The sequence below is a fragment of the Kribbella pratensis genome, assembly GCF_004366075.1.
Lineage (GTDB): Bacteria > Actinomycetota > Actinomycetes > Propionibacteriales > Kribbellaceae > Kribbella > Kribbella pratensis.
This window is the reverse complement of the sequence record NZ_SODU01000003.1, coordinates 1,481,547-1,506,398: the sequence shown is the minus strand read 5'-3', so window position 1 is coordinate 1,506,398 and position 24,852 is coordinate 1,481,547. Positions and strand designations below refer to the sequence as shown.

Sequence of the window (24,852 nt, the reverse complement as noted above, 5' to 3'; positions counted from 1 at the left end):
TCTAGGCCAGCCGGTGTCCGCCGTCGGCGTGCAGAACGGTGCCGGTGATGAAACCGTTGCGGAGCAGGGCGATGATCGCCGCGGCGATGTCCTGGGGACGGCCGATCCGGCCGACCGGGAGGCGGGCCGCCATCGCGGACAGCGTCTCGGGCGCCGCGTCGCCGGCGACGTCCTTCCAGATCGGGGTGTCGACCCAGCCGGGTGAGACCACGTTGACCCGCAACGGCGCCAGTTCGACCGCGAGCGCCGCGGCCAGCGAGGCGAGTGCGCCGTTGAGTGCCGCGAGCAACGATGCCCGCGGTCCCGGCCGGTACGCCGCGATACCCGAGGTGAACACGATCGAGCCGCCCGGTTCGAGCATCGGAGCGCCGTGCTTGGCGAGCAGCAACGGGCCGATCAGCTTGGAGTCGACCGCGGAGCGCGCCGCCGCCACGTCGTACTTGGCGATCGGCTGGTAGGCGCCGCCGACGTCGGCGGCCGTGGTGACGATGTGGCTGACCTTGCCGGTGGTCGCGAAGAGACGTTCGATGTCCTGCTCACTTCCGAGGTCCATGGCAACGGTGCGTACGCCGAGTTCCCGGCGTACTGCGTCGAGCTTGGCGGGCGCCCGGCCGGCGACAGTGACCTCGCTGCCTTGGGCGACGAGTTCGGCGGCGAGGGCGCGACCCATCCCCGAGCTGCCGCCGACGATCACGACGTGTTCCTGCAAGAGTTTCTCCTTCGGTGGTTGACGTTTCGAGCCAACCACCGGGTGCGTCAGTCCACCACGACTTGTTGCCTAACGACCGTTAGGCCGGGGCTAACGATCATCGCCTGGAGCACCGGGTTGTGCGAGTCGGTGCGCCATACGGCGGCGTACCGTGCGACCAGCGGGCGGCCCGTGAGGGGTCGCCAGACGATGTCCGGTGTGGCCGCGCGGCGGGACCCGAGGCTGAACGCGGAGCGTCGTACGAGGAGTGCCGACCGGAGTTGTGAGTGGCTCATACTGATGTCACTCAGCCGTACTCCGGTGCCGATCCGGCGGATCGTGTCGTCGTAGAACTCGGGCGCCGCGGCGCGGGGGATCCAGATGAGCTCGAGTCCGGTCAGGTCGTCGAGCGTGAGCTCCGGCTGGGCTGCGAGCGGGTGAGTCGCGGTCAGGAGTACGCCGAGCTCTTCGTCGTCGAGCTGTTCGGAGGTGATTGCCGTAGGCAACGTCAGCGGGGTGCGGACCAGGCCGAGGTCGATCTCGCCGGCGTCGAGCATCCGGAGCTGGTCGGTGGTGGTGCCTGCCACGAGGGTGACCGTGCTGTTCGGGAAGCGTTCGGTGGCGAGCTGTTCGAGGGCGGCCGGGAGGTGGCCGGGGATCCCGTTCAGCAGACCGAGGCGGAGCACCGGTTCGTCCAGGCCGGCGGCCCGGCGCGTGTCCTTCAGCGCCAGGCCGGCCGCCTGGAGAGTTTCCCGGGCGCGGGCGAGCAGGACCTGCCCGGCCGGGGTGAGCTCGACGCCGCGGCTGTGCCGGATCAGCAGGGCGGTGCCGATCTCGCGTTCGAGCTGCTTGATCTGCTGGCTGAGCGTCGGGGTGGAGATGTACAGGCGCTCGGCGGCCTTACCGAAATGCAGCTCCTCGGCGACGCCCACGAAGTACCGCAGCTGCCGAAGCTCCACTCGGCAATTCTATTCAGACAGTCGCGACGAGGCGGCCGAGGTTGGTGCGGGCGTCGAGGGTCTCGTGGATGCGGGCGACGTCCGCGAGCGGGTAGGTGGCGTGGACGATCGGGCGGAGCTCGCCGGACTGCCAACGACGGGTGGCCTCGGTGATGTCGGCGCGGGCCTCGTCGGGACGGGCCTGCTGCCAGCCGTACAAGGAGACACCGGTGACGTTTCGCAGCTGCAGGCCGAGGGCCGGGATCGTTGGGACCTCGGTTGTGATGGCGCCGTACGAGACCATCGTGCCGAGTGGCTTGACCAGGTCGAGGCCCTGCGTGAAGACGGTGCCGCCGACCGCGTCCAGGACCGTGTCGACACCGTCCGGGGCGATCGCGCGGACCTGGTCCGGCCAGTCGGCGGCGGTGAGGTCGACGGGTTCGGCGCCGAGCTCGCGGATGAAGTCGAGCCGGTGCGCGGAGGACGCCGTACCGATGATCGTCTTCGGGGCGTAGGAGCGGGCCAGCTGGACGGCGAGGTGGCCGATGGTGCCGGCGGCGGACTGGATCAGGATCGTGCCGCCGGCTGGGACCCGGCCGGACTCGAGCAGGCGGAGGGCGAGCGGGGCGGCCAGCGACATCATCGTGGCCTCGCCCGCGTCCGCGTCGTCCGGGATCGATGCGAGGAAGCCCGTGTCCGCCACGGCGTACTGGGCGAAGGCGTCCACGGTGAGGGCGGAGACGCGCTGGCCGACGGCGACGCCGGGTGGGGTGCCGGGACCGAGTTCGACGATCCGGCCGACGACGTCGCCGGTCAGGGTGCCGGGCAGCTCGCGGTCCCAGGGGGAGCCGCCGCGGCGGAGAACGGTGTCGATCGCGTTCGCGCCGATCGCCTCGGCCTGGATCAGGACCTGGCCGGCAGCGGGTTCGGGGACGGCGACCTCGTCGAGCTGGAGTACGTCGGGACCGCCGTGGCGGTGGAAGCGCACTGCACGCATGATGGGTGCTCCATATCGTGGGGAGTATAAATAATGGGAGATTCCCACGATAACTCTACGCGTCGGCGTTGCCAATAGAGTTGGTGCGGTGAAGAAGTCGCCGCACCACCGGCTGTCCGACCACGTGCTGTTCGCGCTGGGGCGGTCGAGTCAGCACGCCCAGCGGCTGGTCCGGCAGCACATGATCGACGGCGGCGTCCGGACGCAGCACTATCACGTGCTCGCGAGCCTCGCGGACGACGGCGAGGCCGCGCAGGCGACGGTCGCGGACCGGATCGGGTTCGACCGCAGCGATCTGGTCACGCTGCTGGACGAGCTCGAGGAGCTGGAGTTCCTGGCGCGGCGGGTCGATCCCGCCGACCGGCGACGGAAGATCGTCGCGATCACCCCGGCGGGTGAGCGGCAGCTCGACGCGATGGACGAGCTGATCCGCGCCGCGGAGGCGGAGCTGCTGGAGCCGCTGACCGCGGCGGAGCGCAAGACCTTGCTCGCGCTGCTCCGCCGCGTATCAGGGGACTAGTGCCCTTCGGTCTTCAGGCGGGCGAAGGAGGCGGTGATCTCGGTCTCGGCCTCGGCGCGGCCGACCCAGGTGGCGCCCTCGACCGACTTGCCGGGCTCGAGGTCCTTGTAGACCTCGAAGAAGTGCTGGATCTCCAGCCGGTCGAACTCCGGCACGTGGTGGATGTCGCGGAGGTGCTCCTGCCGCGGGTCACCGGCCGGGACGCACAGGACCTTGTCGTCCGGCCCCTTCTCGTCGGTCATCCGGAACATGCCGATCGCGCGAGCGCGGATCAGGCAGCCGGGGAACGTCGGCTCCGGCAGCAGCACGAGCGCGTCCAGCGGGTCGCCGTCCTGGCCCAGGGTGTCCTCGATGAACCCGTAGTCGGACGGATACTGGGTCGCCGTGAACAGCGTCCGGTCCAGCCGCAGACGGTTCGTCTTGTGGTCCAGCTCGTACTTGTTGCGGGTGCCCTTGGGGATCTCGATGAAGACGTCGAACTCCATACGGCAGATACTGTCACGGTTCCGACCGACCGATTGACAGGAGCAGCCCGGTGGCCCGACCTGCCCGTGCGGCATTCGTCACGCTCCTCGCCACGGCGCTCTGTGCCGGTCTGGTGAGCAGCGCACGCGCCGTACCCGGATCAGTGCAGACCACACAGCAGGCGCCGCCCGTTCTGACGCCGGCGACCACCGAGGGAGCCGCCCCGACCGCGGCCGGCGTCGGTACGGCGCTCGCGGCGATCCTCAAGGACCCGTCGCTCGGCCCGCACCACGGCATCTATGTGTACGACGCCTCACGCGGCAAGCCGGTGTTCTCGGTCGGCGCCACCACGCCGTACACGCCTGCCTCCACCTTGAAGCTGCTCACCACCGTCTCCGCCCTCGCCACGCTCGGGCCGGACCACACGTTCGCCACCAAGGTCGTGAGCACCGGCAAAGGGTCGATCGTCCTGGTCGGCGGCGGCGACCCCCTGTTGACCGCGAAAGCGTCCGCGAGCGACGGCTTCCCGGCCCGTGCCACGCTCCAGGCTCTGGCCGCGAGTACGGCCAAGGCGCTCAAGGCACAGGGCGTCGCCTCCGTGACCCTCGGGTACGACGCCTCGCTGTTCAGCGGCCCGGCTGTCAACGCGAACTGGGAAGCGAACTACATCCCGGAAGGCATCGCCGCCCCCACTTCCTCGCTCTGGGTCAACGAGGGTCGTGTATCGCCGGGCATGGCCAAGCGCGCGACCTCTCCGGCGCTCGCCGCTGCTACGTCGTTCCAGAGGCTGCTGACGCAGTACGGCATCAAAGTGGGCGCTGCCAAGGCCGCTGCGGCACCTGCGGGCGCCACGCCGCTGGCGCAGGTCAAGTCGCCGACGCTCGGCCAGATCGTCGAGTACGTGAACCTGCACAGCGACAACGACGGCGCCGAGGTGCTCCTGCGGCATGTCGGCATCGCGACCGGCAACGGCGGCTCGTACGCCGGTGGCGTCCAGGGACTCCGGGCCACACTGACCAAGCTCGGCCTGGACGTCAGCAAGGCCCGCATCTACGACGGCAGCGGTCTGACCCGCGCCAACAAGGTCCCTCTCGACCTGCTCGCCGGCGCGGTCCGCGTGGCCGTGTCGAAGGACCACCCGGAGCTGCGGCACCTGCTGAGCGGTCTGCCGGTGGCGGGCTTCAACGGGAGCCTCAGGCAGCGGTTCACCTCGGCCGGCACCGGCACGGGGACCGGGCTGGTCCGTGCGAAGACCGGGACGCTCACAGGGGTCCACAGCCTGGCCGGCTATGCGCGGGACCGCTCCGGCACGCTGCTCGTGTTCGCCATCGCCAGTGACAGTGTGCCGGTCCCGAAGACGCTTGACGCCCGCGCTGCGCTGGACCGCGCGACCGCCGCCCTCGCCAACTGCGGCTGCTGAATGTTGGGACATGGCACTAGGGTCGTTGTATGAGCACGGCTGAAGGTGGGACCACGACCGAGATGGTCGACTGGCAGCTGGCGACCGGTGTGGCGCGGAAGCTGCTGCGCCCGGGCCCGGCGGTCAGTCGCGCGGAGGCGGACCAGGTGGTCGCCGAGCTGCGTCAGTTCGCGGCGGAGTCCGAGGGTCACGTGCGCGAGTTCACCGGGCTGAAGGCCACGTCGGCCACCGCGCCGGTGATGATCGTGGACCGGCCCGGCTGGGTCCAGGCGAACGCGGACGGCTTCCGGACCGTGCTGCAGCCGCTGGCGGAGAAGCTGCGCGAGAAGGCGGAGCGGAGCGCCGGCCTGTCCTCTGCGGTCGGGTCCCGGGTGACTGGGATCGAGGCTGGTGCGCTGCTGGCCTTCCTGTCGTCACGGGTGCTCGGTCAGTTCGACCCGTTCTTCCCGGCGCAGCCTGACCCGGACCGTCCCGGTCTGACGGGCCGCCTGCTGCTGGTGGCGCCCAATGTCGTGCAGGTGGAGTCCGAGCTGGGCGTCGTACCGCGAGACTTCCGGCTGTGGGTGTGTCTGCACGAGGAGACGCACCGGGTGCAGTTCACCGCGGTCCCGTGGCTGCGGGACCACCTGCGGTCGGAGATCGCCCTCTTCCTGGACCAGGCCGAGCTGGATGCTTCGGCGTACGCCGCGATGTTCCGGGAGGCCGTGCAGCGGCTGGGACGTTCACTGCGCGGTGAGTCCGAGCTGAGCCTGATGGACCTGATGCAGTCGCCCGAGCAGCGTGCGGTGCTGGACCGCCTGACCGCGGTCATGTCGTTGCTGGAGGGCCATGCCGACTTCGTGATGGACGGCGTCGGGCCGTCGGTCATTCCGACGGTGGACACCATCCGCTCCAAGTTCTCGTCGCGGCGGGCGAGCGGCAACCCGGTGGACCAGCTGCTGAAGCGGCTGCTCGGGCTGGACGCCAAGCTGCGGCAGTACAAGGACGGTGCCGCGTTCGTCCGCAGGGTGGTCGACCAGGTCGGTATGGAGGGCTTCAACCGGGTCTGGACCGGTCCGAACACGTTGCCGACCAAGAACGAGATCGCGAACCCCGATGCCTGGGTCGCCCGACTCCACGGCTGAGCGCCTGGTGGGGCAGCGGCGGGGAAAGCTGCACCCCGCCGTCGCTCGCGCCCGCGAGGCGGTACGCGCGACATTGGCCGAGTTACCGCAGGGCACGGCCGTCCTGGTCGCCTGCTCCGGCGGAACCGACTCGCTCGCGCTGGCGGCCGCTACCGCGTTCGAGGCGCCGAAGCTCGGTCTCCGGGCCGGTGCGGTCATCGTGGACCACGGTCTGCAGGCGGACTCGGCACATGTCGCGGAGACCGCCGCGGAGCAGTGCCGGACGCTGGGCCTGGATCCTGTCCAGGTCCGAGTGGTCGAGGTCGGTACAGACGGCGGTCCGGAGGGCGCTGCGCGCACAGCGCGGTACGACGCACTTCGCGACGCGGCCGATGAGCTGGGCGCAGACGTCGTACTGCTCGCTCATACCCGTGATGATCAGGCCGAGACTGTCCTGCTGGGGCTGGGGCGTGGCTCTGGTGCGCGTTCGCTGGCTGGGATGGCTCCGGCCGTCGGACGGCTGCGCAGACCGTTCCTGGAGGTGCCGCGGGCCACTACGGCTGCTGCGTGCATCGCGTCCGGGTTGCGGCCGTGGCACGACCCGCACAACGACGATCCGCAGTACACGCGGGTCCGCGTACGGCACGAGGTACTGCCGGTGCTGGAGGAGGCCCTGGGGCCTGGTGTGGTCGAGGCGCTGGCTCGTACGGCGGGGCTTCTCCGAGCGGATGCGGACGCGCTCGATCAGCTCGCTGCGGACGTTGGGGAGACCACACTGAGCCGCGCTGAGGGGCAGGTCCGTGGCGACATCGGCGTACTGGTCGAGCAGCCTGCAGCGATCCGAACGCGGGTACTGCGACAGGCAGCGCTGGAAGCCGGTTGCCGGGCCACCGACCTCACTGCCGGTCACGTCGCGTCGGTCGACGCGCTGGTGACCGACTGGCGCGGGCAGCGCTGGATCGATCTCCCGCAGGGCGTCCGAGCGGTCCGCACCGGCGGATTCATCATCCTCGGCCCTGATGTGACAGGCTGAGTCGCGTGGATGCGGCGGACATCGAGAAGGACCTGAGCAAGATCCATTACACCGAGGACGAGATCCTCGCGAAGCTGCGGGAGCTGGCAGCGCGGATCGAGGCCGACTACGAGGGCAAGGACCTGCTGCTGGTGGGCGTCCTGCGCGGCGCGGTGATGGTGATGGCCGACCTGGCCAGGTCGTTCAGCCGGCACGTGGAGATGGACTGGATGGCCATCTCGTCGTACGGCTCCGGGACCAAGTCGTCGGGCGTGGTGCGGATCCAGAAGGACCTGGACACCGACATCACCAACCGGCACGTGCTGATCGTCGAGGACATCATCGACACCGGACTCACGCTGAGCTGGCTGGTCAGCAACCTGGAGTCACGCAAGCCCGCCTCGCTGGAGCTGTGCACGGCCTTCGTGAAACCGGACGCCGCCAAGATGCAGGTGCCGGTGAAGTACGTCGGCCTGGAGCTGCCGGACGAGTTCGTCGTCGGGTACGGGCTGGACTACGCCGAGAAGTACCGGAACCTGCGCTGCGTCGCCACACTGGCCCCGCACGTCTATTCCTGATCCGCGCTTCAGGGCAGACTTGGTGACGGCCTGTACAACGGGTCGTACTGTCCATTGGTGACCCTCGTGCTGTGTTGTCTTGTGCGACACGAGACACTTGGACTGGTATTACCGTCACAAGCCCGCCACACCCGGGCCTGCCGAGCTAGGAGGGACGGGGCCTAGGCCTCGATCATGGACGTGAAGCGCATCTTCCGCGGACCCCTGTTCTGGATCGTCGTCGCCTTTTTGGGCGTCCTGGTGATCGGGCAGCTCCTGACCGGCTCGACCGGGTACAAGACCGAGCCGACCGGCCAGGTAGTCCAGCTGATCCAGCAGGCCAAGTCGTCGAGCGACAAGACGATCAAGACGGTGACGCTGATCGATCCGGATCAAGAGATCCGGGTCGAGAAGACCGACGGCACCAAGCTCCGGGCGCACTGGGTGGACGGTCAGGCCGAGAACCTCGGCAACGACCTGCAGTCGCTGTTCACCGACGGCAAGATCGAGCGGTACGACGTCGAGAACCCGAAGCCGAGCTTCATCGGCCAGGTGTTCTCCACGCTGATCCCGTTCCTGCTGATCGCCGTGGTGTTCATCTTCCTGATGAACTCGATGCAGGGCGGCGGCTCCCGGGTGATGAGCTTCGCCAAGTCGAAGGCCAAGCTGGTCACCAAGGACACCCCGAAGACCACGTTCGCCGACGTCGCCGGGGTCGACGAGGCGATCGAGGAGCTGCAGGAGATCAAGGAGTTCCTGCAGGAGCCGGGCAAGTTCCAGGCGGTCGGCGCCAAGATCCCGAAGGGCGTGCTGCTCTACGGCCAGCCCGGTACCGGCAAGACCCTGCTGGCCCGTGCGGTCGCGGGTGAGGCCGGGGTGCCGTTCTACTCGATCTCCGGTTCGGACTTCGTCGAGATGTTCGTCGGTGTCGGCGCCTCCCGGGTCCGGGACCTGTTCGAGCAGGCCAAGACGAACGCGCCGGCGATCGTGTTCATCGACGAGATCGACGCCGTCGGCCGGCACCGCGGCGCGGGCCTCGGCGGCGGTCACGACGAGCGCGAGCAGACGCTGAACCAGCTGCTGGTCGAGATGGACGGCTTCGACGTCCGCGGCGGCGTGATCCTGATCGCGGCCACCAACCGGCCCGACGTGCTCGACCCGGCCCTGCTGCGGCCCGGCCGGTTCGACCGGCAGATCGCCGTCGACGCGCCGGACATGCCCGGCCGGCAGAAGATCCTCAAGGTGCACGCGCGCGGCAAGCCGATGGCGCAGGACGTGGACCTCACCGCGGTCGCCCGCCGGACGCCGGGCATGACCGGCGCCGACCTGGCCAACGTGCTGAACGAGGCGGCCCTGCTGACCGCCCGGTCGAACCTGCAGATGATCGACAACAACATGCTGGACGAGGCCATCGACCGCGTCATCGCCGGTCCGCAGCGCCGCACCCGGCTGATGTCGGACAAGGAGAAGGTGCTCACCGCGTACCACGAGGGTGGTCACGCTCTGGTCGCCGCGGCGCTGCCGCACTCCGACCCGGTGCAGAAGGTGACGATCCTCCCGCGTGGCCGTGCGCTCGGCTACACGATGGTGATGCCGGACGAGGACAAGTACTCGACCACCCGGTCCGAGATGCTCGACAAGCTCGCCTACATGCTCGGCGGCCGCGCGGCCGAGGAGATGGTCTTCCACGACCCGACCACGGGCGCCAGCAACGACATCGAGAAGGCGACGGCGCTGGCCCGCGCGATGGTCACGCAGTACGGCATGACCGAGCGGCTCGGGGCGATCAAGTTCGGCCAGGACAACGGCGAGCCGTTCCTGGGCCGTGACCTGGGCAGCCAGCGGAACTACTCCGAGGAGATCGCGGCCGCGGTCGACGAGGAGGTCGGCAAGCTGATCCTGAACGCGCACCAGGAGGCCTTCGACATCCTGGTGGAGAACCGGGCGGTCCTGGACCACCTGGTCGAGGAGCTGCTGGAGAAGGAGACCCTGGACAAGCACCAGATCGCCCGGATCTTCGAGCCGGTGATCATGAAGGAGCGCCGGCCGGCCTGGACCGGGTCGTCGACCCGGGTCCCGTCCGACCAGCCGCCGGTGATGCCGGTCGGCAGCCGCGCTGAGCAGAACGGGCAGAACGGGCAGAACGGTTCGCTGTCCGACGTCCTGCCGGGCGGTTCGGTCGGCCCGGACGAGGCGATCCGTCCGCCGGACTACGGCGGCGGCCCGACCCCGCCGAGCCACCAGTGAGCTGACAGCTGCAACGAACGCCGCCACCCGGACCGGGGTGGCGGCGTTTTCGTTTGCGCGCGGGGTAGCGTGCGAAGTTCCGTTGGCAGGAGGAGAGCCGGGATGGCGTCACCGAATTTCGACCACGAGCGCGCCGAGCGGGCGGTGCGCGAGCTGCTGTACGCGATCGGGGAGGACCCTGAGCGCGAGGGGCTGCAGGACACCCCGGCCCGGGTGGCCCGCTCGTACGCCGAGATCACGGCCGGGCTCGGTCAGCAGGCCGAGGACGTGCTGACGACCACGTTCGCGCTCGAGCACGACGAGATGATCCTGGTGAAGGACATCGAGGTCTGGAGCCTGTGCGAGCACCACCTGGTGCCGTTCACGGGCGTCGCGCACGTCGGCTACATCCCGAGCCGGGACGGCCGGGTGACCGGGTTGTCGAAGCTCGCCCGGCTGGTCGACGTGTACGCGAGACGGCTGCAGGTCCAGGAACGGCTGACCACGCAGATCGCCGAGTCCCTGGTGGAGATCCTGCAGCCGCGCGGCGTGATCGTGGTGGTCGAGTGCGAGCACCTGTGCATGACCATGCGCGGCGTCCGGAAACCGGGCGCCAAGACGATCACCTCCGCCGTCCGCGGCCAGCTCCGCAACCCGGTCACCCGCGCCGAGGCGATGAGCCTGATCGTCGGTTGACCCACCCGTAGCTCGGGGAGGGCTGTTCTCGTTGAAGTTTGAGAGTCCGGCACTATGGACATTCTGTCGCTGAGCGTTTACTTTCCGTAGTGGCGCTTGGCCAACGGGGACCAGGTGCCGGTGTGAGGAGGACAGGATGTCGGGGCGTTTCCGGGTCGGCGCCGCACTTGCCGGGGTCGTCGTCCTGACGGCCGGCGGGCTGGCCGCGGCTAACTGGGCCACCGCGGACACGCGGAACAAGACCGGACCTCAGACCGCGCACCAGAAGCAGGCCGCGAAGACGGCCGTGGATCCACTGGTCGTCGAGACCCTGGAGTCGGAGCTCGGCTCCGACTCGGGTGTCGTGGGCAGCTACTACGACGATTCCGGCGAGCTGATCGTCGCGGTGTCCGACCTGTCGACGGCCGCTGTCGTCCGCCGGATCGGCGCGGTCCCGCGGCTGGTCAAGTTCACCGCCGAGCAGCTGAACGCCGTACAGGGCGAGCTGAACCGGCTGGCCGTCTCGTCGAGCGCCGGCAAGGTGCGGTCCTGGTACGTCGACCCGGTGTCGGGGACCGTCGTGGTCTCGGTGCCGCGAGGGGTGCACGACTCGATCACCGAGCGGTTCCTGTCCCGCGCGCTCGCGCACGGCGAGCGGGTCACCCTGCGCCAGGTGTCGGGGACGGTCCGGACGACTGCGGACGATTTCAGCCTGCGCGGCGGCGTACAGGTCACCAAGAACACCGGGTACGTGTGCTCGCTCGGCTTCAACGCCCGGACCCGCAAGGGCAACCGGATCTTCCTGACCGCGGGACACTGCACGGCCGGCAAGCCGTCGTTCTCCCGCAACGGGTACGTCCTCGGCAACACGTCCACCTCGAGCTTCCCCGGGCACGACTTCGGGTCGGTCGGCGTGATCGAGGGCTGGGACCAGCAGGGGTACGTCGAGGGCTGGGGCAACGGGAACGTCGCGGTCAAGGGGATCGCGGACGCCACCGTCGGCTCCACGCTCTGCAAGTCAGGCAAGAGCACCGGGTGGACCTGTGGGCGGATCGTCGCCCGGAACGTGACGGTCAACTACGGGAACAACCGCGTGGTCCGCGGGCTGTTCCAGCACACCGCGTGCGTCGAGTCGGGTGACTCCGGCGGCGCCAGCATGACCGGGAACTACGCCCAGGGCATCACCAGCGGGGCGGCGCTGATCGACGGGCAGTGCCTGGAGAAGTACGGCCAGACCAACGAGTCGTACGCCCAGCCCATCGCCCCGGCACTCCAGTCGACCAAGTCCCGCCTGATCCTCGCGAACTGATCACTCACCCGTTTCCCCGCCCACGGGAAATCGGCGGCGGGTTGTTGGGGTGGGGGCGGGGGCTACTACGGTGTGTGGGTGAGAACTGAGCCGTGGGGTCACGTGGACGGGTTGCCGGTGATGGACCGGTGTCTCGTCATGGGTGTCGTGAACGTGACGCCGGACTCGTTCTCGGACGGCGGCGAGTGGTTCGAGCCGAGCGCCGCGATCAAGCACGGCCGCGAGCTGCTGGCCGAGGGCGCCGATCTGCTGGACGTGGGTGGTGAGTCGACCCGTCCGCGGGCCGTGCGGCCGTCGCAGGAGGAGGAGATCCGCCGGGTGCTCCCGGTCGTCGAGGCCCTCGCCGCGGAAGGCGCGATCATCTCCGTCGACACCATGCGGTCCCGGGTCGCCGAGCTCGTGCTCGATGCCGGCGCCACGATGATCAACGACGTGTCCGGTGGGCTGGCCGATCCGGACATGCTCCCGCTGATCGCCGAGCGCGGATCGCCGTACCTGTGCATGCACTGGCGCGGGCACTCGGTCGACATGCAGAACAAGGCGGAGTACGGCGACGTGGTGGCCGAGGTCATCGCCGAGCTGCGCGAACGACTCGAGGCGATCGGCCAGGCGGGGATCGAGCTGAACCGGGTCGCCCTCGATCCCGGCCTCGGTTTCGCGAAGACGGCGGACCACAACTGGGAGATTCTGCGCCGGTTGCGGGAATTCGCCGTACTGGAAAGACCGTTACTGATCGGTGCGTCCCGGAAGACGTTCCTCGGTAGGCTGCTCGCCGACGAGCAGACCGGTGAACCCAGACCGGCCGTACGACGAGACGACGCGAGCGTGGCCGTATCCGCCCTGGCCGCCGCCGCGGGTGCCTGGTGTGTCCGGGCGCACGCGGTGGCACCGAACGCGGACGCGGTCCGAGTGGCTAAGAGATGGGGAACTGTATGACGGACGGACCGCGGCAGGACGGTACTCCCAAGCGGCCGCCCAGCGCCCCGGTGCAGGACGTCGTACTGAATGCCAACACTGCCTTCTACAACGCGTTCGAGGCCGGTGACCTGGATCTGATGGCGGCGGTCTGGCTGCCGGAGCCGGATCCGGTCTGCATCCATCCGGGGAACGCGGCGATCTACGGGTACGCCGAGATGATGCGGGCCTGGGCGATGATCTTCGCGAACACGCCGTACATCCAGTTCTTCCTCACCGACGTGCAGGTGCGGGTGGATGAAGACGTGGCATACGTCACGTGTACGGAGAATGTCCTGTCGTCGGGTGAGGGCGCCCCGGAGGAAGGGTTCGCGGGCGGAAAGGCGCTCGCCACGAACGTTTTCCGCCGAACTTCTGGCGGCTGGCGGTTGTGGATCCACCATGCCTCACCGGTACTGTCGTCTGGGGGCCAACAGGAGGAGGCGGAATGAGTGGTCCCTTGCTTCCGCCTGACGTGATCGAGATCCGGGGCATCCGCGGTTTCGGGCGCCACGGGGTGTTCGATCACGAGCGGGCCGACGGACAGGAGTTCGTCGTGGACGTCCGGCTGGAGCTGGACACCCGGGCCGCTGCGGCTTCCGACGACCTGGCCGACACCGTGAACTACGGGGTGGTGGCCGAGCAGGTGCACCAGGCGATCGAGACCGACCCGGTGGACCTGATCGAGACCCTCGCCCAGCGCATCGCCGATCTCTGTCTCGCCGACGAGCGGGTGACAGCGACGGCCGTGACCATCCACAAACCCTCGGCGCCGATCTCGGTGCCGTTCGACGACGTTGTCCTGACCGTGCAGCGCAGAGCCGGAGAATCCTCGTGACTGAGACCCCTAGTCCCCACGTCATCGATGCGGACACCCTGAGCGGCGGCCTGAAGCCGATCCGCCAGGTGATCCTGTCGCTCGGCAGCAATCTCGGCGACCGTGAGGCCAACCTGCAGGGCGCGATCGACGCACTGCGGGACACCCCGGACGTCGTGGTGGTCGATGTCTCGCCGGTCTACGAGACCGAACCGATCGGCGGCCCCGACGAGTCCGGTCCGTACCTGAACGTCGTCCTGCTCGCCGACTCCACACTGGGCGTCGACCTGTTGCTCGAGCGGGCGCACGCGGTCGAGCAGGCGTTCGGCCGGGAGCGCAGCGTGCCGGGCGCGCCGCGGACCCTCGACGTCGACCTGATCACCTACGGGCAGAAGACGATCGAGACCGACGAACTGACGATTCCGCATCCGCGGGCGCACGAGCGTGCGTTCGTGCTGGCGCCGTGGCTCGACATCGAGCGGGACGCCGTACTGCCGGGCCACGGTCCGGTCGCGGAGCTGCTCGCCAAGGTCGGGACCGAAGGTGTGACCAAGCTCGACATCGAGCTGCAGTAGTGGTGTCCGGCGGTACCGAGCCCGATCGGGCGCCTCGAAACGGCGATAAACCGGAGCCGCCACCGGGCTCGGTGCGGCCGACCTCACGGCGGCTGCTGGTCGCGATCGCCGTCCTCGGGGTCGCCGTCGGTCTGACGATGGTCAAGGCGGTCGAGGCCCGCGGCGGTGTCGCGCCGGCCGTGTCCTGGCTGACGTTGATCGCCTGGGCGTTCCTGGCGGCGCTGCTGTTCGCCGCGGCCCGCAACACCCACCAGCGGGTCCAGGTACGGCGGGAACGGATCGAACCGTCGCGCGCGGTCTTCCTGTTGATGATCGGGAAGGCGAGCGCCTTTGTCGGCGCGTTGTGCGCCGGTGTTTACGCAGGGTTCGCGTTAAGCTTCCTCCAAGCGGTGGGCTCCTCCGGGCCTCGTAACCGTGTGATCATGGCCGGTGCCGCGGCCGTGGTCTCAGTGCTGGTCGTCACGGCCGGATTGTTGCTCGAACGTGCGTGTCGTGTGCCCGAGGACCCCGACAAGACCCCCTAACATGCGGTCCATGGGTTCCAGGGGTAGCCGCCGTCGAACCAGGACCACAGTTCTCACCGTCGCCAACGGTCTGCTGATCGTTGTCTGCCTGGGCGTGAGTATCGCGCTCTTCTCGCAGAATGCCTGGATTCTCCGGGCCGCCGCCGGCGGGGCTGTTCTGGTCGCGATCGCTGCTGCCTTCCTGTTCCGCCACCAGTTGCTGGTCGAGCGGCTGGCGCACTCCGACGAGCGCGCGCAGGTCGCGCAGGAGTACTCGCGGATCACCAGCGCCCGGGTCGTCGAGAACGCGGAGTTCGTCGACCTGATGCAGCGCCGGCTGGACAAGATCGACCAGCGCCTCGACAAGATCGACCAGGAGGTCGCGACCGTGGTGGCCGCCGGCGACAAGCATTCGCAGGCCGACGCCCCGACCGTCGTCGACCTCAAGCTCCGAGGCCTGGCCGCGTCCTGATCCCAGCCCCATACTGCGGTCATGGGGCTGGATGCGAGGTACCCGGCTGTGACGATGAACGATCCGAACGGCCACGTCACGGTCTACAACGAGGACCATCTGCCGATCGGGCAGCTGGGGCCGTCGCCGTACGAGTCTCCGTCGGTGAATGTGACGTGCCGGCGCAAGGCGTGGGACGACCTGTACTGGTACCGCCTGCTGAACCCCGAGGGCTTCCCGTTCCCCGCGGACGAGGCGTACGTCGGCGCCGACGAGACCCACGAACTGAACCCCGGCCAGCCGTACCCGATCCCGGACTGCGCAAGCGGCTGCCCGATCAAGATCGCCCAGGCGGCCGGCGCCGGACTCCTGGTGATCGGAGGCGCCGCTGCGGCCGCGGCCTGGCGTCGAAGGGCGAGATCACTCGGTACGGCCTAGCTGCTGTCGCGTAGGTTCTGAGGTGTGGATCTCGCGAAGCTGCTGAAAGTTGCCGGAGCTGCCGTCGAGCGTGGGCGGGCGGTGACACAGAGCCGTGCGGTCGGGGAGTTGACGTTCAAGGGCGACCGGGACATGGCCTCCGAGGTGGACTTCGCCGTGGAGCGGGAGGTGCGGGCCTTCCTCGAGCGGGAGACGCCGGAGATCGGCGTACTCGGCGAGGAGGAGGGCGGCGCCACCGACGGGACGCGCTGGGTGCTGGACCCGGTCGACGGGACGGTGAACTTCATCCACGGCGTGCCGCTGTGGGCGATCTCGCTCGGGCTGATCCACGAGGGCCGCGCCGTCGCGGGTGTGATCGACCACCCGGCGCTGGGGACGACGTACGCCGCCGCCGAGGGACTGGGCGCGACCTGCAACGGGAAGGCGATCCGGGGAAGCCAGTGCACCGACCTCGAGAACGCGTTGGTTGCCGTGGGCGACTATGCGGTCGGGCCGAACGCCGAGGCGGTGAACGTCGATCGAGCGGCGCTGACCCAGCGGCTGGTCCCACGCGTGCAGCGCGTCCGGATGATCGGTACGGCGGCCACCGCGCTGACCTGGACGGCGAACGGCTACTTCGACGCGCTGATCATGTTCTCCAACAAGCCCTGGGACACAATGGCCGGCGTAGCAATCTGCCGCGAGGCCGGCGTCACCGTCCTGGACCTGGACGGCACCAACCACACCCCCGACTCCCAAGGCGTCTTCGCCGTCGCGAACGCCCTCCGCGAACCCCTCCAGGAACTTCTCGGCTGAGGCAGCTGGGAAACTATTCGTCACCACCTGCCCATTTGTTTCCCAGCGGTGTCCGTCCGCTGTGCCGGCGCGGAGTTGTCCACAGGGGGTCTGCGGCGGTCGGCGAAATCCGTCACGCTGATGCCGTGGATTGGTGGTGGCGGCAACAACTCGAGGACGAGGGCCTCGCGGTCCTGATACACGAGCAACATCGCGTCGTGGCGCGTGCGCAACTGTCGGCCGCCGGGGTGTCCGACGTCGAAGTACGGCGCCGGCTTCGCAGCCGCCGCTGGCAAACCATTCATCCTGGTGTGTATGTGACACACACTGGTCCCGTCGGGTACGACGAGCAACTCGTGGCGGCGCTGCTCTACGCGGGGCCGGAGGCCGCTTGGAGTCACTACACGGCCGCGGAACAGTTCGGCCTGATCAGGCCTGACGACCGGCGTCCGGTGTACGTGACGATTCCATGGCGCCGACGGGTTCGCGCTCGCCCGAATGTTGTGATCACCCGGGACGCGCACTGGGAGGAACGTCTGGCCGCGGTCAGACCGCCACGAAGCCGGCCCGCCGAGGCGGTTCTGGAGATCGTCGGCATCTCCCGATCCTTGGATGCCGCCGCGGCAGTCGTCGCGGAGGCTTGCCAGAGCGGCAGGGTGAGGCCCGACCAGATCCTGGCCGCACTCGCGGGCCGCCGGCTCCGCTACGGCGCTGCGCTGCGTCCGATCCTCGCGGACGTCGCGCAGGGCACGCACTCGTTGCTCGAACTTCGGTACCTGCGAGACGTCGAGCGAGCTCACGGCCTACCGTCGGGGCAGCGCCAGCGGGCTGTTGACGACGAGTTCACGGATGTCGCGTACGTCCTGTACGAGTTGGTGGTCGAGTTGGACGGCCGCTTCCATTTCGCACCCGACCAGCGGTGGCGAGATCTCGATCGCGACAACCGTGCAGCCCTGAGGTCGGAGACGACCTTGCGTTACGGCTGGCTCGACGTCACGAGCCGTCCGTGTGCGGCAGCCGTGCAGGTCCTGCAAGTGATGCGTCGCAAGGCCCCCACCCTCTCCGCGCGCCCCTGCAGCCGCCCGTCCTGCCCCGTCCGCTGATCGTGGCTGGGAAAGTATTCGTCACCAGACGCACATTTGTTTCCCAGACACCCTCTACTTGTCGATGTCGCCGACTACGAAGAACATGCTGCCGAGGATGGCGATCATGTCGGGGATCATGGTGCCGGGGAGTAGGGCGGGGAGGGCGGAGATGTTGTTGAAGCTGGCTGAGCGGAGCTTGAGGCGCCAGGGGGTCTTGTCGCCGCGGGACACCAGGTAGTAGCCGTTGATGCCGAGGGGGCTTTCGGTCCAGGCGTAGGTCTGGCCCTCGGGGACCTTGAGGATCTTCGGGAGCCGGACGTTGACCGGGCCGGCCGGCAGCGTGGACAGCTTGTCGAGGCAGGCGTCGACCAGGTCGAGCGAGACCTTGACCTGTTCGAGCAGTACGGCGAACCGGGCGAAGCAGTCGCCTTCGGGACGGGTGACTACGCGGAGCACGTCCTGCAGTTCGCCGTATGCCAGGTACGGCTCGTCGCGGCGGAGGTCGGCGTCGACCCCGGAGGCGCGGGCGATCGGCCCGGAGACGCCGTACTGCGCGACGAGTTCGGGGGAGAGCTTGCCGACGCCGACCGTGCGGGCGCGGAAGATCTCGTTGCCGAGGATGATCTCCTCGATGTCGGGCAGCCGGGTCCGGACCGCGGCGGAGGCGGCGGCCGCGCGGCCGAGCCAGCCGTACGGCAGGTCCTCCTTCAGGCCGCCGACCCGGTTGAACATGTAGTGCATCCGGCCGCCGGACAGCTCCTCCATCACGGCCTGGATCGTCTCGCGCTCGCGGAACGCGTAGAACACCGGCGTGATCGCGCCGAGCTCGAGCGGGTACGAGCCGAGGAACATCAGGTGGTTCAGGACCCGGTTCAGCTCGGCCAGCAGGGTCCGCAGCCAGACCGCGCGGACGGGGACCTCGAGGCCCATCATCCGCTCGACCGCGTGCACGACACCGAGCTCGTTGGCGAACGCGGACAGCCAGTCGTGCCGGTTCGCGAGGACGATGATCTGCCGGTAGTCGCGGACCTCGAACAGCTTCTCCGCGCCGCGGTGCATGTAGCCGATGATCGGCTCGCAGCCGACGATCCGCTCGCCGTCGAGGGTCAGCCGCAGCCGCAGTACGCCATGGGTCGCCGGGTGCTGGGGCCCGATGTTGAGCACCATGTCGGAGGTCGCCAGCTCCGAGCCGGCGCCGGTCCCACCCCGTTCGTACGCCGGGTCGAATCCTGCGGCTCCCGCGCCGACTCCCACGACTCTTTCCGTGCTCATGACCACTATCGTGACAGGCTTTACCCGTGGACGACCTCTTCGCACCCTCGGATGTCAGTTGGACGCCGGTCTCGCCCAAGCTCGCCACGCTGCGCCGGCTGAACGCGGCGATCGTCGCCGGGCTGGTCGCGATCGCGGCGCTGGTCGTGCTCGGGCTGACGCTGAGCTGGCTGTACGGCGTACTTGCGGTCGTGCTGATCGCACTGCTTCTCGGCTGGGCGTGGGTGCTGATCGGCCGTAACCAGCGCTCCTGGAAGTACGCCGAGCGTGAGGACGAGCTGCTGGTCAGCCACGGGGTCATGTTCCGTGAGCTGGTCGTCGTACCGTACGGCCGGATGCAGTTCGTGGATGTGACCGCCGGGCCACTGGAGCGGGCGTACGGGATGGCCACGGTGGAGCTGCACACCGCGACGCCGGCCACCGACGCGAAGATCCCGGGGCTGCACCCGGACGAGGCCGGCCGGCTCCGTGACAGGTTGTCCGCTCTCGGTCAGTCACAGGCGTGGGGCCTGTGAGTCAAGAACCGGTGACACAGCAGACCGTCGAGGTCGTCGGACAGCGGCTTCACCCACTCACCCCATTCGTCAAGGGATGGGGGTACTTCGTCGTCGCGGCCGTCGCCCTGGTCAACAACGAGGGTCTGCGGAGCAACCTGACGGTCGCCGGTATCGGCCTGGCCGGTGTGCTCGTGGGCGGCATCCTGCTCGGCGCCCTGTCCTGGTGGTTCACCAAGTGGCAGCTGACCGCCGACGCGATCCGGGTGGACAGCGGATTCCTGTTCCGCCGGACCCGGATCATCCGGTTCGACCGGATCCAGGCGATCGACGTGGCGCAGCCGTTCGTCGCGCGGCTGTTCGGTATGGCCGAGCTGCGCATGGACGTGGCCGGTGGCGGCAAGAGCGACGGCAAGCTGAGCTACTTCCGGTACGACGAGGCGCAGCAGCTCCGCACCACGCTGCTGGTCCGCGCCAAGGGCGAGAGGGCTGCTGAGCAGCAGGAGCACGATCAGCAGGCCGAGGCGCTGGCTCCGCCGCTGCTGACGGTCCCCACCAACCGCCTGCTCGGTGCGACGCTGCTGTCGTCGACCGTCGTCGGTAGTGCCGGCGCACTGGTCTGGCTGATCGTCGCGACCATGGTGCTGGACTTCCACATCGGTCTGTTCGCCGGTCTGCCCTTGCTGCTCGGTGTGGTGCAGCCGATCTGGAAGCAGGTCGTGGGGAACCACGGGTTCACGCTGTCCGAGTCCAGTCATGGGCTGCGGACGAAACGTGGCCTGTTCGACGTTCAACGCCAGACAGTGCCTCCCGGCCGCGTGCAGGGCCTGCTGATCACCGAACCGCTGATCTGGCGGCTGCTCGGCTGGTCCCGGGTCGAGCTGGACATCGCGGGCGTGGCCGGTCAGAAGGAGGACGGCGACGACGCGCTGGAGGGCGCACAGTTGCTACCGGTCGGCGAGCGTGCCGAGGTGGCCTACGTCCTCGCGCGGGTGTTGCCCGGGTTCGACCTGAGCCGCATCCAGCTGCACCCGGCACCGGAGCGTGCCAAGTGGCTGCGTCCGATCGGCTGGCGCTACTTGATGTACGGCGTCGACGACCAGGTCATGGTCACCACGCGCGGCTGGGTGAGCCGCCGTACGTCGATCGTGTTGCACCACAAGACGCAGTCGGTCCGGCTGGAGCAGGGGCCGATCCAGCGGCGCCTGGGGTTGGCCAGCGTGCATGTGGACACCCCACTGGGTCCGACCGACGCCACCGCGCTGCACCGCGACCAGGTCGAGGCTGCGGCGCTGGTGGCGGCTCAGGCGGAGAGGGCGCGCGAGGCCCGCCGTACGGTGGCTGCGTCGGTCGCCGTCCAGACCCAGCCGAACCCACCGAGTCCGGACGGGTCCAGTAACTCTGCAGCCTCGCCGGCTGACGACAGCTCGGACAGGTAGCGCAGCGGCTCGGTCTGAGCCAGCTCGAGGCTCGGCCGGGACCCGCTGACGCCCAAGGCTCGCAGGGCGTCCCGCTGGCTCACGATGGTGCCGCCGAGCGAGTCAAGCGCCACATGGGCCGTGATGTCGCAGCTGCCGTCGGGATCCGGTGAGCACTCACGACCCGAGCGGAAACCGGTCAGGGTCCCGTACGGCGGCCTGGTCGACTTCAGGTGCCCGTAGTCGATGGCGATCGCGACTGCGCCGTCCGCGAGCCGCCGCATCACGTCCTGCCAGGCCTCGTCACGTGCCCTGCCGACCTCGGCCCGGTCACCGGGGTCGCCAGGCCACCATTCACGCAACCAGTCCAGGTCGTTGCCGTCCACAACGTCCCCCGGTGTCAGGTCAGCGGCCAGATAGCGCGGTACGCCGTCCTCGTCCCACTCGACCACCTCACACGGAACGTTGTCGAGCCACTCGTTGGCGATGACCAGTCCGGTCAGGCGCTCGGGCAGTTGATCGTCCAGCTCGATGTCGACGACCGTCAGGCCCTCTGCGCGCAGGACCTTGCCCAGCTCACCAGAACCGGCGGCGATGTCCACGACCGCGTCCAGGCCGAGCTGACCGGCCAGGCGCGCGATGGCCTGCCCGAACAGGGCGGACGCGTGGACCGACGTACGGAAATGCGCAGACGGACGCTCCCGGCGGTAGAAACCGCCAGGGCCGTACAGCGCCTGTTGCCAGGCGTCTCGGAAGGTCTCGGTCATCACGCGCCCTTCGGAGAGGTATGGACCGCCACGATCCTAGGATCAGGCATCGTGGCGAAACTTCCGGAGGAGCTCGCGGTCCTGTTCGAGGGTGACCCGGCATTCGATGTGGTCGGCGCCGAACCGCCGTACGTCGTCACTCCGGAGTGGCTCGCCGCGACGAAGGACAAGATCGCGGATCTGGTGGACCGGCCAACGCTGGGCAGGGTATCGGCCAGCAACAAGTACTTCATCGAGGGCTCACCGCTGCTGGTGGACACGTTCTACTTCGTGTTCAAGAGCCTGTGGCCGGCGCTCGGCATCCTCGTCGGCGGCGCGCGGAATCTGCACTTTCTGCTGCTCAACCAGTGGCGCGAGGAGCAGCAGGAGATCGACACGGACATCGCCAACTGGCGCGAGACCGGCGCGTCCTTCGACATTCCGTACCCGCTCCGGCGGGACCGGGACTCGCAGGAGGAGGTCATCCGGGCCTGCCGGGAGATGCTGGACCTGCTGACCGGCATCCCGGGACTGGAGGCCCGCCGGAAGGCGATGGCGTCCATGCTGGACCACGTTCTCGCCAGTCCGGAGCTGCTCGACCTGCACCTCACCCAGTCCCGGCCGGCGGTGCTGAAGCGCTGGATCGAGGAGTTCGGCGACGACGTCCGCCAGCTCTACCCGAACCTGTCCGGCAACCCGCTCGACCTGATGGTGCACGGTATGAACCGGCTGCAGGCGGCGTACGCACGGATCGCGGCGGTGACGCCCGAGGCGGAGAAGCCGTTCGCGGAGGAGATCGCGAGCCTGCTCCAGCAGATCGGACGGACCGACCTGCCCGCCGGGCTCTCGTTCTCGGTGCTGGGCCCGTCCGGGACGGCCGACGTCCAGAAGGCGCTCGACAAGGCGACCAGCCGGACGGATCCGGCCGAGTGGCGGCGCCGGCGGCAGGCGTGGATGATCCGGGCGGTCGAGGCCGGAGCGCCGTACGACGCCCGCGAGTACCTGGCTGCGATGTACCAGGTCGGCGCCGGCCTCAACGGCCTTCCGGACAAGGCGAAGGCGTCGAAAGAGCTGTACATGGTCGCCGGTTTCTTCCGGGGACTGCGCGACCTGCACTCGTTCCGGCCGCCGAAGGCCGTGGTCGAGGCCGAGGCACCGGACAAGCTGCGGGCGGATGTGCCGACGGCAGGCGACCCTGTCGCCGACCTGAACGAGATGACCGGTCTGGGCGTGGTGAAGGCCCGCGTGCACGAGCTGGTCGCGGAGGCGAAGGTCGCCAAGCTGCGCGCCGAAGCCGGGCTGCGGCTGCCGAAACCGATGGGGCACCTGGTCTTCAGCGGCAACCCGGGCACCGGCAAGACCACGGTCGCCCGGATCCTCGCCGAGGTCTATCGGGACCTGGGCATGCTCTCGTCGGGCCACCTGGTCGAAGTGGGGCGGGCCGACCTGATCGCGTCGTACGTCGGCCAGACGGCGCCCCGGGTGACCGAGGTGGTCGAGCGTGCGCTGGGCGGCGTGCTGTTCATCGACGAGGCGTACGCGCTGTTCAACACCTCCGGGCGGGACTTCGGCCGGGAGGCTGTCGCCACACTGATCCAGCTGATGGAGACGCACCGCGACAACCTGGTCGTGGTGATGGCCGGCTACCCGAACGAGATGTACTCGCTGGTGGAGAGCAACCCGGGCCTCAAGTCGCGGATCCGGACGTTCGTGAACTTCCCGGACTACACCGACGCCGAGCTGCACCAGATCTTCCTGCAGGCGGCCGAGCAGGCCGGTTTCGTGCTCGGCGACGGGGTGTCCGAGCAGGCGCTGGCCGCGCTGCGCAAGGCGCCGCGGGCACCGGGGTTCGGCAATGCGCGGACGGTCCGGACGCTGCTGGAGCGGATCGCGACGCTGCAGGCGGTCCGGCTGTCCGCGCTGGAATCCCCGACCATGGAGCAGGTCCGGACGATAGAGCGGTCCGACGTCGCCGATCTGACCGACGAGAACCTGGGCGACCTGCCACGCCACGAAGATCCGCGGTCCGAGCTGACGGCGATGACCGGGCTCACCGAGGTCAAGGCGACCGTGGAGCGGCTCGCCGCGGAGGCGCAGGCCGACGTACTGCGGTCCAAGGCCGGAATGCCGCCGACCGAGCGGTCCCGGCACATGGTGTTCACCGGCAACCCGGGCACCGGCAAGACCACCGTGGCCCGGCTGCTCGCGGAGATCTACCGCGACCTCGGTCTACTCGGCGTCGGCCACCTGGTGGAGACGAGCGGTAACGAGCTGATGGGGCAGTACGTCGGCCAGACCGCGCCGAAGGTGAAGCGCCTGGTGGAGCAGGCCCTGGGCGGCGTGCTGTTCATCGACGAGGCGTACACGCTGGCAGACGCGCGCGGCTACGGGGCCGATGCGCTCGCCACGCTGATCAAGCTGATGGAGGAGCACCGCGAGGACCTGGTCGTGGTGCTGGCCGGGTACACCGAGCCGATGGAGGGGCTGTTCCTGCAGAACCCCGGGCTGCGTTCGCGGGTGCCCACGACGTTGGAGTTCCCGGACTACTCGTTGCCGGAGCTGCAGGAGATCTTCCAGTACCTGAGTGGCAAGGCCGGGTACCTGCTGGCCGACGGGGTCGTGGAGCGGGTCGGCTCGTTGCTCGACCGGATCCGGCACATGGCCGAGTTCGGGAACGGTCGGGACGTGCGAAACCTGTTCGAGGCCACGGTGTCCGAGCAGGCCGTCCGGATCGGTGCGCTCACCGACCCGAGCGTCGACCAGTTGCGTGAGCTGACGCCGGCCGACGTGCCAGCGGACTGGCAAGCCAAGAAGGCAGCCGGCGCGGTGGGGTTCCAGGTCAGGAAGTAGCGGACCCCAGCGGTACGGCCGCGAGCTGGTGCCACATGCCCTCCGCGTCCTCGCGCCACAGCTCCAGCTCGGTCAGCTGGACGGTCGGGGCCGGTGCAGCTGTCAGCGCGGCGTTCGCCTCGGCTACCACGGCTGGACCACCTTGGGCGGACGACGAGATCGTCAGGTGCGGATGCGGGTCCGGGAACTCACCGCCGTACGGCGGGCACTCGGGGAAGGCGTCGAAGACGGACAGGAGTATCGAGCGCACCTTGTCGAACGGCTCCGGCTTCAGCCACGCCGTACCGTTCGGGAACTGGCCCGCGGTCGGGAAGCTGAGCTCGAACGGCTCGATGGACGTGACAGCTGCCTTCAGCCGGGCCAGGTCGGTGTCGGTGGGCTCGGCAACCCAGGGGACCAGCACAGTCACGTGCGGCGGGATGAGCTCGGTCAACGGGACCTGTGGTCTCGCGGTCGACCGTGACACCGAACGCCAACGCTCCGTGTACTCCGCCAGCTCGGGAACTGTGATCAGGATCGCGGTCAATTCGGCACCTGCTGCCCACGCATCACTCACCGCCACATG

General features: G+C 69.1%; 26 protein-coding genes and 1 pseudogene. 20 read left to right on the top strand and 7 right to left on the bottom strand.

Going from position 1 to position 24,852, the window contains the following annotated elements; all coding sequences use genetic code 11:
* Window position 1 precedes the first annotated feature (1 nt).
* The 3 genes from EV137_RS31500 to EV137_RS31490 are packed head-to-tail and all read right to left on the bottom strand — an operon-like array spanning window position 2 to window position 2,623.
* Complete coding sequence (locus EV137_RS31500) at window positions 2–709, bottom strand: SDR family oxidoreductase (RefSeq protein ID WP_202871208.1); 708 nt, start codon at window positions 707–709, stop codon at window positions 2–4.
* A 47-nt stretch (window positions 710–756) separates the two neighbouring features.
* Window positions 757–1,647 carry a LysR family transcriptional regulator gene (locus EV137_RS31495; protein ID WP_134131777.1) on the bottom strand — a complete coding sequence of 297 codons (891 nt, stop codon included), beginning with the start codon at window positions 1,645–1,647 and terminating at the stop codon, window positions 757–759.
* 13 nt (window positions 1,648–1,660) lie between these two features.
* The gene (locus EV137_RS31490) at window positions 1,661–2,623 is read right to left on the bottom strand and encodes a quinone oxidoreductase family protein (protein ID WP_134131776.1); all 963 of its coding nucleotides are present in this window, start codon (window positions 2,621–2,623) and stop codon (window positions 1,661–1,663) included.
* An 88-nt stretch (window positions 2,624–2,711) separates the two neighbouring features.
* On the opposite strand from EV137_RS31490, the gene EV137_RS31485 reads away from it, so the two are divergent.
* Complete coding sequence (locus tag EV137_RS31485) at window positions 2,712–3,143, top strand: MarR family winged helix-turn-helix transcriptional regulator (RefSeq protein ID WP_134007761.1); 432 nt, start codon at window positions 2,712–2,714, stop codon at window positions 3,141–3,143.
* Here EV137_RS31485 and EV137_RS31480 read toward each other — a convergent pair.
* Window positions 3,140–3,628, bottom strand: coding sequence for an inorganic diphosphatase (locus EV137_RS31480; protein WP_134007763.1), 489 nt, complete (start codon window positions 3,626–3,628; stop codon window positions 3,140–3,142). The genes EV137_RS31485 and EV137_RS31480 overlap by 4 nt on opposite strands.
* A 50-nt stretch (window positions 3,629–3,678) precedes the next feature.
* Between EV137_RS31480 and dacB the strand changes: the two genes are divergently transcribed.
* The 16 genes from dacB (at window position 3,679) to EV137_RS31400 (ending at window position 17,525) form a co-directional block, all read left to right on the top strand.
* A complete protein-coding gene (dacB, locus tag EV137_RS31475) occupies window positions 3,679–5,028 on the top strand; it encodes a D-alanyl-D-alanine carboxypeptidase/D-alanyl-D-alanine endopeptidase (RefSeq protein WP_134131775.1) in 1,350 nt (449 codons plus the stop codon).
* Between the two features lie 29 nt (window positions 5,029–5,057).
* Window positions 5,058–6,152, top strand: coding sequence for an Rv3626c family coenzyme F420 biosynthesis-associated protein (locus EV137_RS31470; protein WP_238175666.1), 1,095 nt, complete (start codon window positions 5,058–5,060; stop codon window positions 6,150–6,152).
* A 7-nt stretch (window positions 6,153–6,159) separates the two neighbouring features.
* On the top strand, window positions 6,160–7,164 hold the full coding sequence (gene tilS, locus EV137_RS31465; protein ID WP_311136390.1) for a tRNA lysidine(34) synthetase TilS: 1,005 nt from the start codon (window positions 6,160–6,162) through the stop codon (window positions 7,162–7,164).
* 5 nt (window positions 7,165–7,169) lie between these two features.
* A complete protein-coding gene (gene hpt, locus EV137_RS31460) occupies window positions 7,170–7,721 on the top strand; it encodes a hypoxanthine phosphoribosyltransferase (protein ID WP_130384962.1) in 552 nt (183 codons plus the stop codon).
* A 174-nt stretch (window positions 7,722–7,895) separates the two neighbouring features.
* A complete protein-coding gene (gene ftsH, locus EV137_RS31455) occupies window positions 7,896–9,947 on the top strand; it encodes an ATP-dependent zinc metalloprotease FtsH (protein ID WP_134007769.1) in 2,052 nt (683 codons plus the stop codon).
* 102 nt (window positions 9,948–10,049) lie between these two features.
* Window positions 10,050–10,622, top strand: a complete 573-nt coding sequence (gene folE / locus EV137_RS31450; RefSeq protein WP_134007771.1) for a GTP cyclohydrolase I FolE — start codon at window positions 10,050–10,052, stop codon at window positions 10,620–10,622.
* A 136-nt stretch (window positions 10,623–10,758) separates the two neighbouring features.
* Window positions 10,759–11,910 (top strand): S1 family peptidase, encoded by a 1,152-nt coding sequence (locus EV137_RS31445; RefSeq protein WP_134131773.1) that lies wholly within the window; start codon window positions 10,759–10,761, stop codon window positions 11,908–11,910.
* Between the two features lie 120 nt (window positions 11,911–12,030).
* A complete protein-coding gene (folP, locus tag EV137_RS31440) occupies window positions 12,031–12,846 on the top strand; it encodes a dihydropteroate synthase (protein ID WP_238175715.1) in 816 nt (271 codons plus the stop codon).
* Window positions 12,843–13,316: a nuclear transport factor 2 family protein gene (locus EV137_RS31435; RefSeq protein WP_238175665.1), complete on the top strand. Its 474-nt coding sequence runs from the start codon at window positions 12,843–12,845 to the stop codon at window positions 13,314–13,316. The genes folP and EV137_RS31435 overlap by 4 nt, the downstream gene beginning before the upstream one ends.
* Window positions 13,313–13,702, top strand: a complete 390-nt coding sequence (gene folB, locus EV137_RS31430) for a dihydroneopterin aldolase (RefSeq protein WP_133785780.1) — start codon at window positions 13,313–13,315, stop codon at window positions 13,700–13,702. Before EV137_RS31435 ends, folB begins: the two co-directional genes overlap by 4 nt.
* Window positions 13,699–14,256: a 2-amino-4-hydroxy-6-hydroxymethyldihydropteridine diphosphokinase gene (gene folK, locus EV137_RS31425; RefSeq protein WP_134007777.1), complete on the top strand. Its 558-nt coding sequence runs from the start codon at window positions 13,699–13,701 to the stop codon at window positions 14,254–14,256. Before folB ends, folK begins: the two co-directional genes overlap by 4 nt.
* Window positions 14,257–14,327: 71 nt before the next feature.
* Window positions 14,328–14,780, top strand: coding sequence for a DUF3180 domain-containing protein (locus tag EV137_RS31420; RefSeq protein WP_238175664.1), 453 nt, complete (start codon window positions 14,328–14,330; stop codon window positions 14,778–14,780).
* A gap of 10 nt (window positions 14,781–14,790) precedes the next feature.
* Entirely contained in the window at window positions 14,791–15,231 is a 441-nt protein-coding gene (locus EV137_RS31415; protein ID WP_130384954.1) for a hypothetical protein, read from the top strand.
* Between the two features lie 21 nt (window positions 15,232–15,252).
* On the top strand, window positions 15,253–15,648 hold the full coding sequence (locus EV137_RS31410) for a hypothetical protein (protein ID WP_133785776.1): 396 nt from the start codon (window positions 15,253–15,255) through the stop codon (window positions 15,646–15,648).
* Window positions 15,649–15,672: 24 nt separating this feature from the next.
* A complete protein-coding gene (locus EV137_RS31405) occupies window positions 15,673–16,443 on the top strand; it encodes an inositol monophosphatase family protein (RefSeq protein WP_134007783.1) in 771 nt (256 codons plus the stop codon).
* A gap of 125 nt (window positions 16,444–16,568) precedes the next feature.
* On the top strand, window positions 16,569–17,525 hold the full coding sequence (locus EV137_RS31400) for a putative endonuclease domain-containing protein (protein WP_134131772.1): 957 nt from the start codon (window positions 16,569–16,571) through the stop codon (window positions 17,523–17,525).
* Between the two features lie 54 nt (window positions 17,526–17,579).
* On the opposite strand, the gene EV137_RS31395 is transcribed toward EV137_RS31400, so the two are convergent.
* A complete protein-coding gene (locus tag EV137_RS31395) occupies window positions 17,580–18,779 on the bottom strand; it encodes an NADH-quinone oxidoreductase subunit D (RefSeq protein ID WP_133785773.1) in 1,200 nt (399 codons plus the stop codon).
* A 26-nt stretch (window positions 18,780–18,805) separates the two neighbouring features.
* Here EV137_RS31395 and EV137_RS31390 point away from each other — a divergent pair, with 26 nt between their 5' ends.
* Together EV137_RS31390 and EV137_RS31385 are read left to right on the top strand one after the other, a co-directional pair.
* Window positions 18,806–19,294, top strand: coding sequence for a PH domain-containing protein (locus EV137_RS31390; RefSeq protein WP_134131771.1), 489 nt, complete (start codon window positions 18,806–18,808; stop codon window positions 19,292–19,294).
* A gap of 11 nt (window positions 19,295–19,305) precedes the next feature.
* On the top strand, window positions 19,306–20,712 hold the full coding sequence (locus EV137_RS31385; RefSeq protein WP_166680061.1) for a PH domain-containing protein: 1,407 nt from the start codon (window positions 19,306–19,308) through the stop codon (window positions 20,710–20,712).
* Window positions 20,713–20,816: 104 nt separating this feature from the next.
* Here EV137_RS31385 and EV137_RS41165 read toward each other — a convergent pair.
* Window positions 20,817–21,458, bottom strand: a pseudogene (locus EV137_RS41165) (SAM-dependent methyltransferase); the annotation flags it as partial.
* Between the two features lie 51 nt (window positions 21,459–21,509).
* On the opposite strand from EV137_RS41165, the gene EV137_RS31375 reads away from it, so the two are divergent.
* The gene (locus tag EV137_RS31375; protein ID WP_134131768.1) at window positions 21,510–24,287 is read left to right on the top strand and encodes an AAA family ATPase; all 2,778 of its coding nucleotides are present in this window, start codon (window positions 21,510–21,512) and stop codon (window positions 24,285–24,287) included.
* On the opposite strand, the gene EV137_RS31370 is transcribed toward EV137_RS31375, so the two are convergent.
* Window positions 24,277–24,843 carry a 2'-5' RNA ligase family protein gene (locus EV137_RS31370; protein ID WP_166680060.1) on the bottom strand — a complete coding sequence of 189 codons (567 nt, stop codon included), beginning with the start codon at window positions 24,841–24,843 and terminating at the stop codon, window positions 24,277–24,279. The genes EV137_RS31375 and EV137_RS31370 overlap by 11 nt on opposite strands.
* Window positions 24,844–24,852: the final 9 nt, after the last annotated feature.

Coding starts and splice junctions, on each gene's coding strand:
- EV137_RS31435 (WP_238175665.1), top strand. CDS start 12,843: ATGACGGACGGACCGCGGCAGGACGGTACTCCCAAGCGGCCGCCCAGC.
- EV137_RS31480 (WP_134007763.1), bottom strand. CDS start 3,628: ATGGAGTTCGACGTCTTCATCGAGATCCCCAAGGGCACCCGCAACAAG.
- folE (WP_134007771.1), top strand. CDS start 10,050: ATGGCGTCACCGAATTTCGACCACGAGCGCGCCGAGCGGGCGGTGCGC.
- ftsH (WP_134007769.1), top strand. CDS start 7,896: ATGGACGTGAAGCGCATCTTCCGCGGACCCCTGTTCTGGATCGTCGTC.
- EV137_RS31410 (WP_133785776.1), top strand. CDS start 15,253: ATGGGGCTGGATGCGAGGTACCCGGCTGTGACGATGAACGATCCGAAC.
- EV137_RS31415 (WP_130384954.1), top strand. CDS start 14,791: ATGGGTTCCAGGGGTAGCCGCCGTCGAACCAGGACCACAGTTCTCACC.
- folB (WP_133785780.1), top strand. CDS start 13,313: ATGAGTGGTCCCTTGCTTCCGCCTGACGTGATCGAGATCCGGGGCATC.
- EV137_RS31490 (WP_134131776.1), bottom strand. CDS start 2,623: ATGCGTGCAGTGCGCTTCCACCGCCACGGCGGTCCCGACGTACTCCAG.
- EV137_RS31445 (WP_134131773.1), top strand. CDS start 10,759: ATGTCGGGGCGTTTCCGGGTCGGCGCCGCACTTGCCGGGGTCGTCGTC.
- EV137_RS31470 (WP_238175666.1), top strand. CDS start 5,058: ATGAGCACGGCTGAAGGTGGGACCACGACCGAGATGGTCGACTGGCAG.
- folP (WP_238175715.1), top strand. CDS start 12,031: ATGGACCGGTGTCTCGTCATGGGTGTCGTGAACGTGACGCCGGACTCG.
- EV137_RS31395 (WP_133785773.1), bottom strand. CDS start 18,779: ATGAGCACGGAAAGAGTCGTGGGAGTCGGCGCGGGAGCCGCAGGATTC.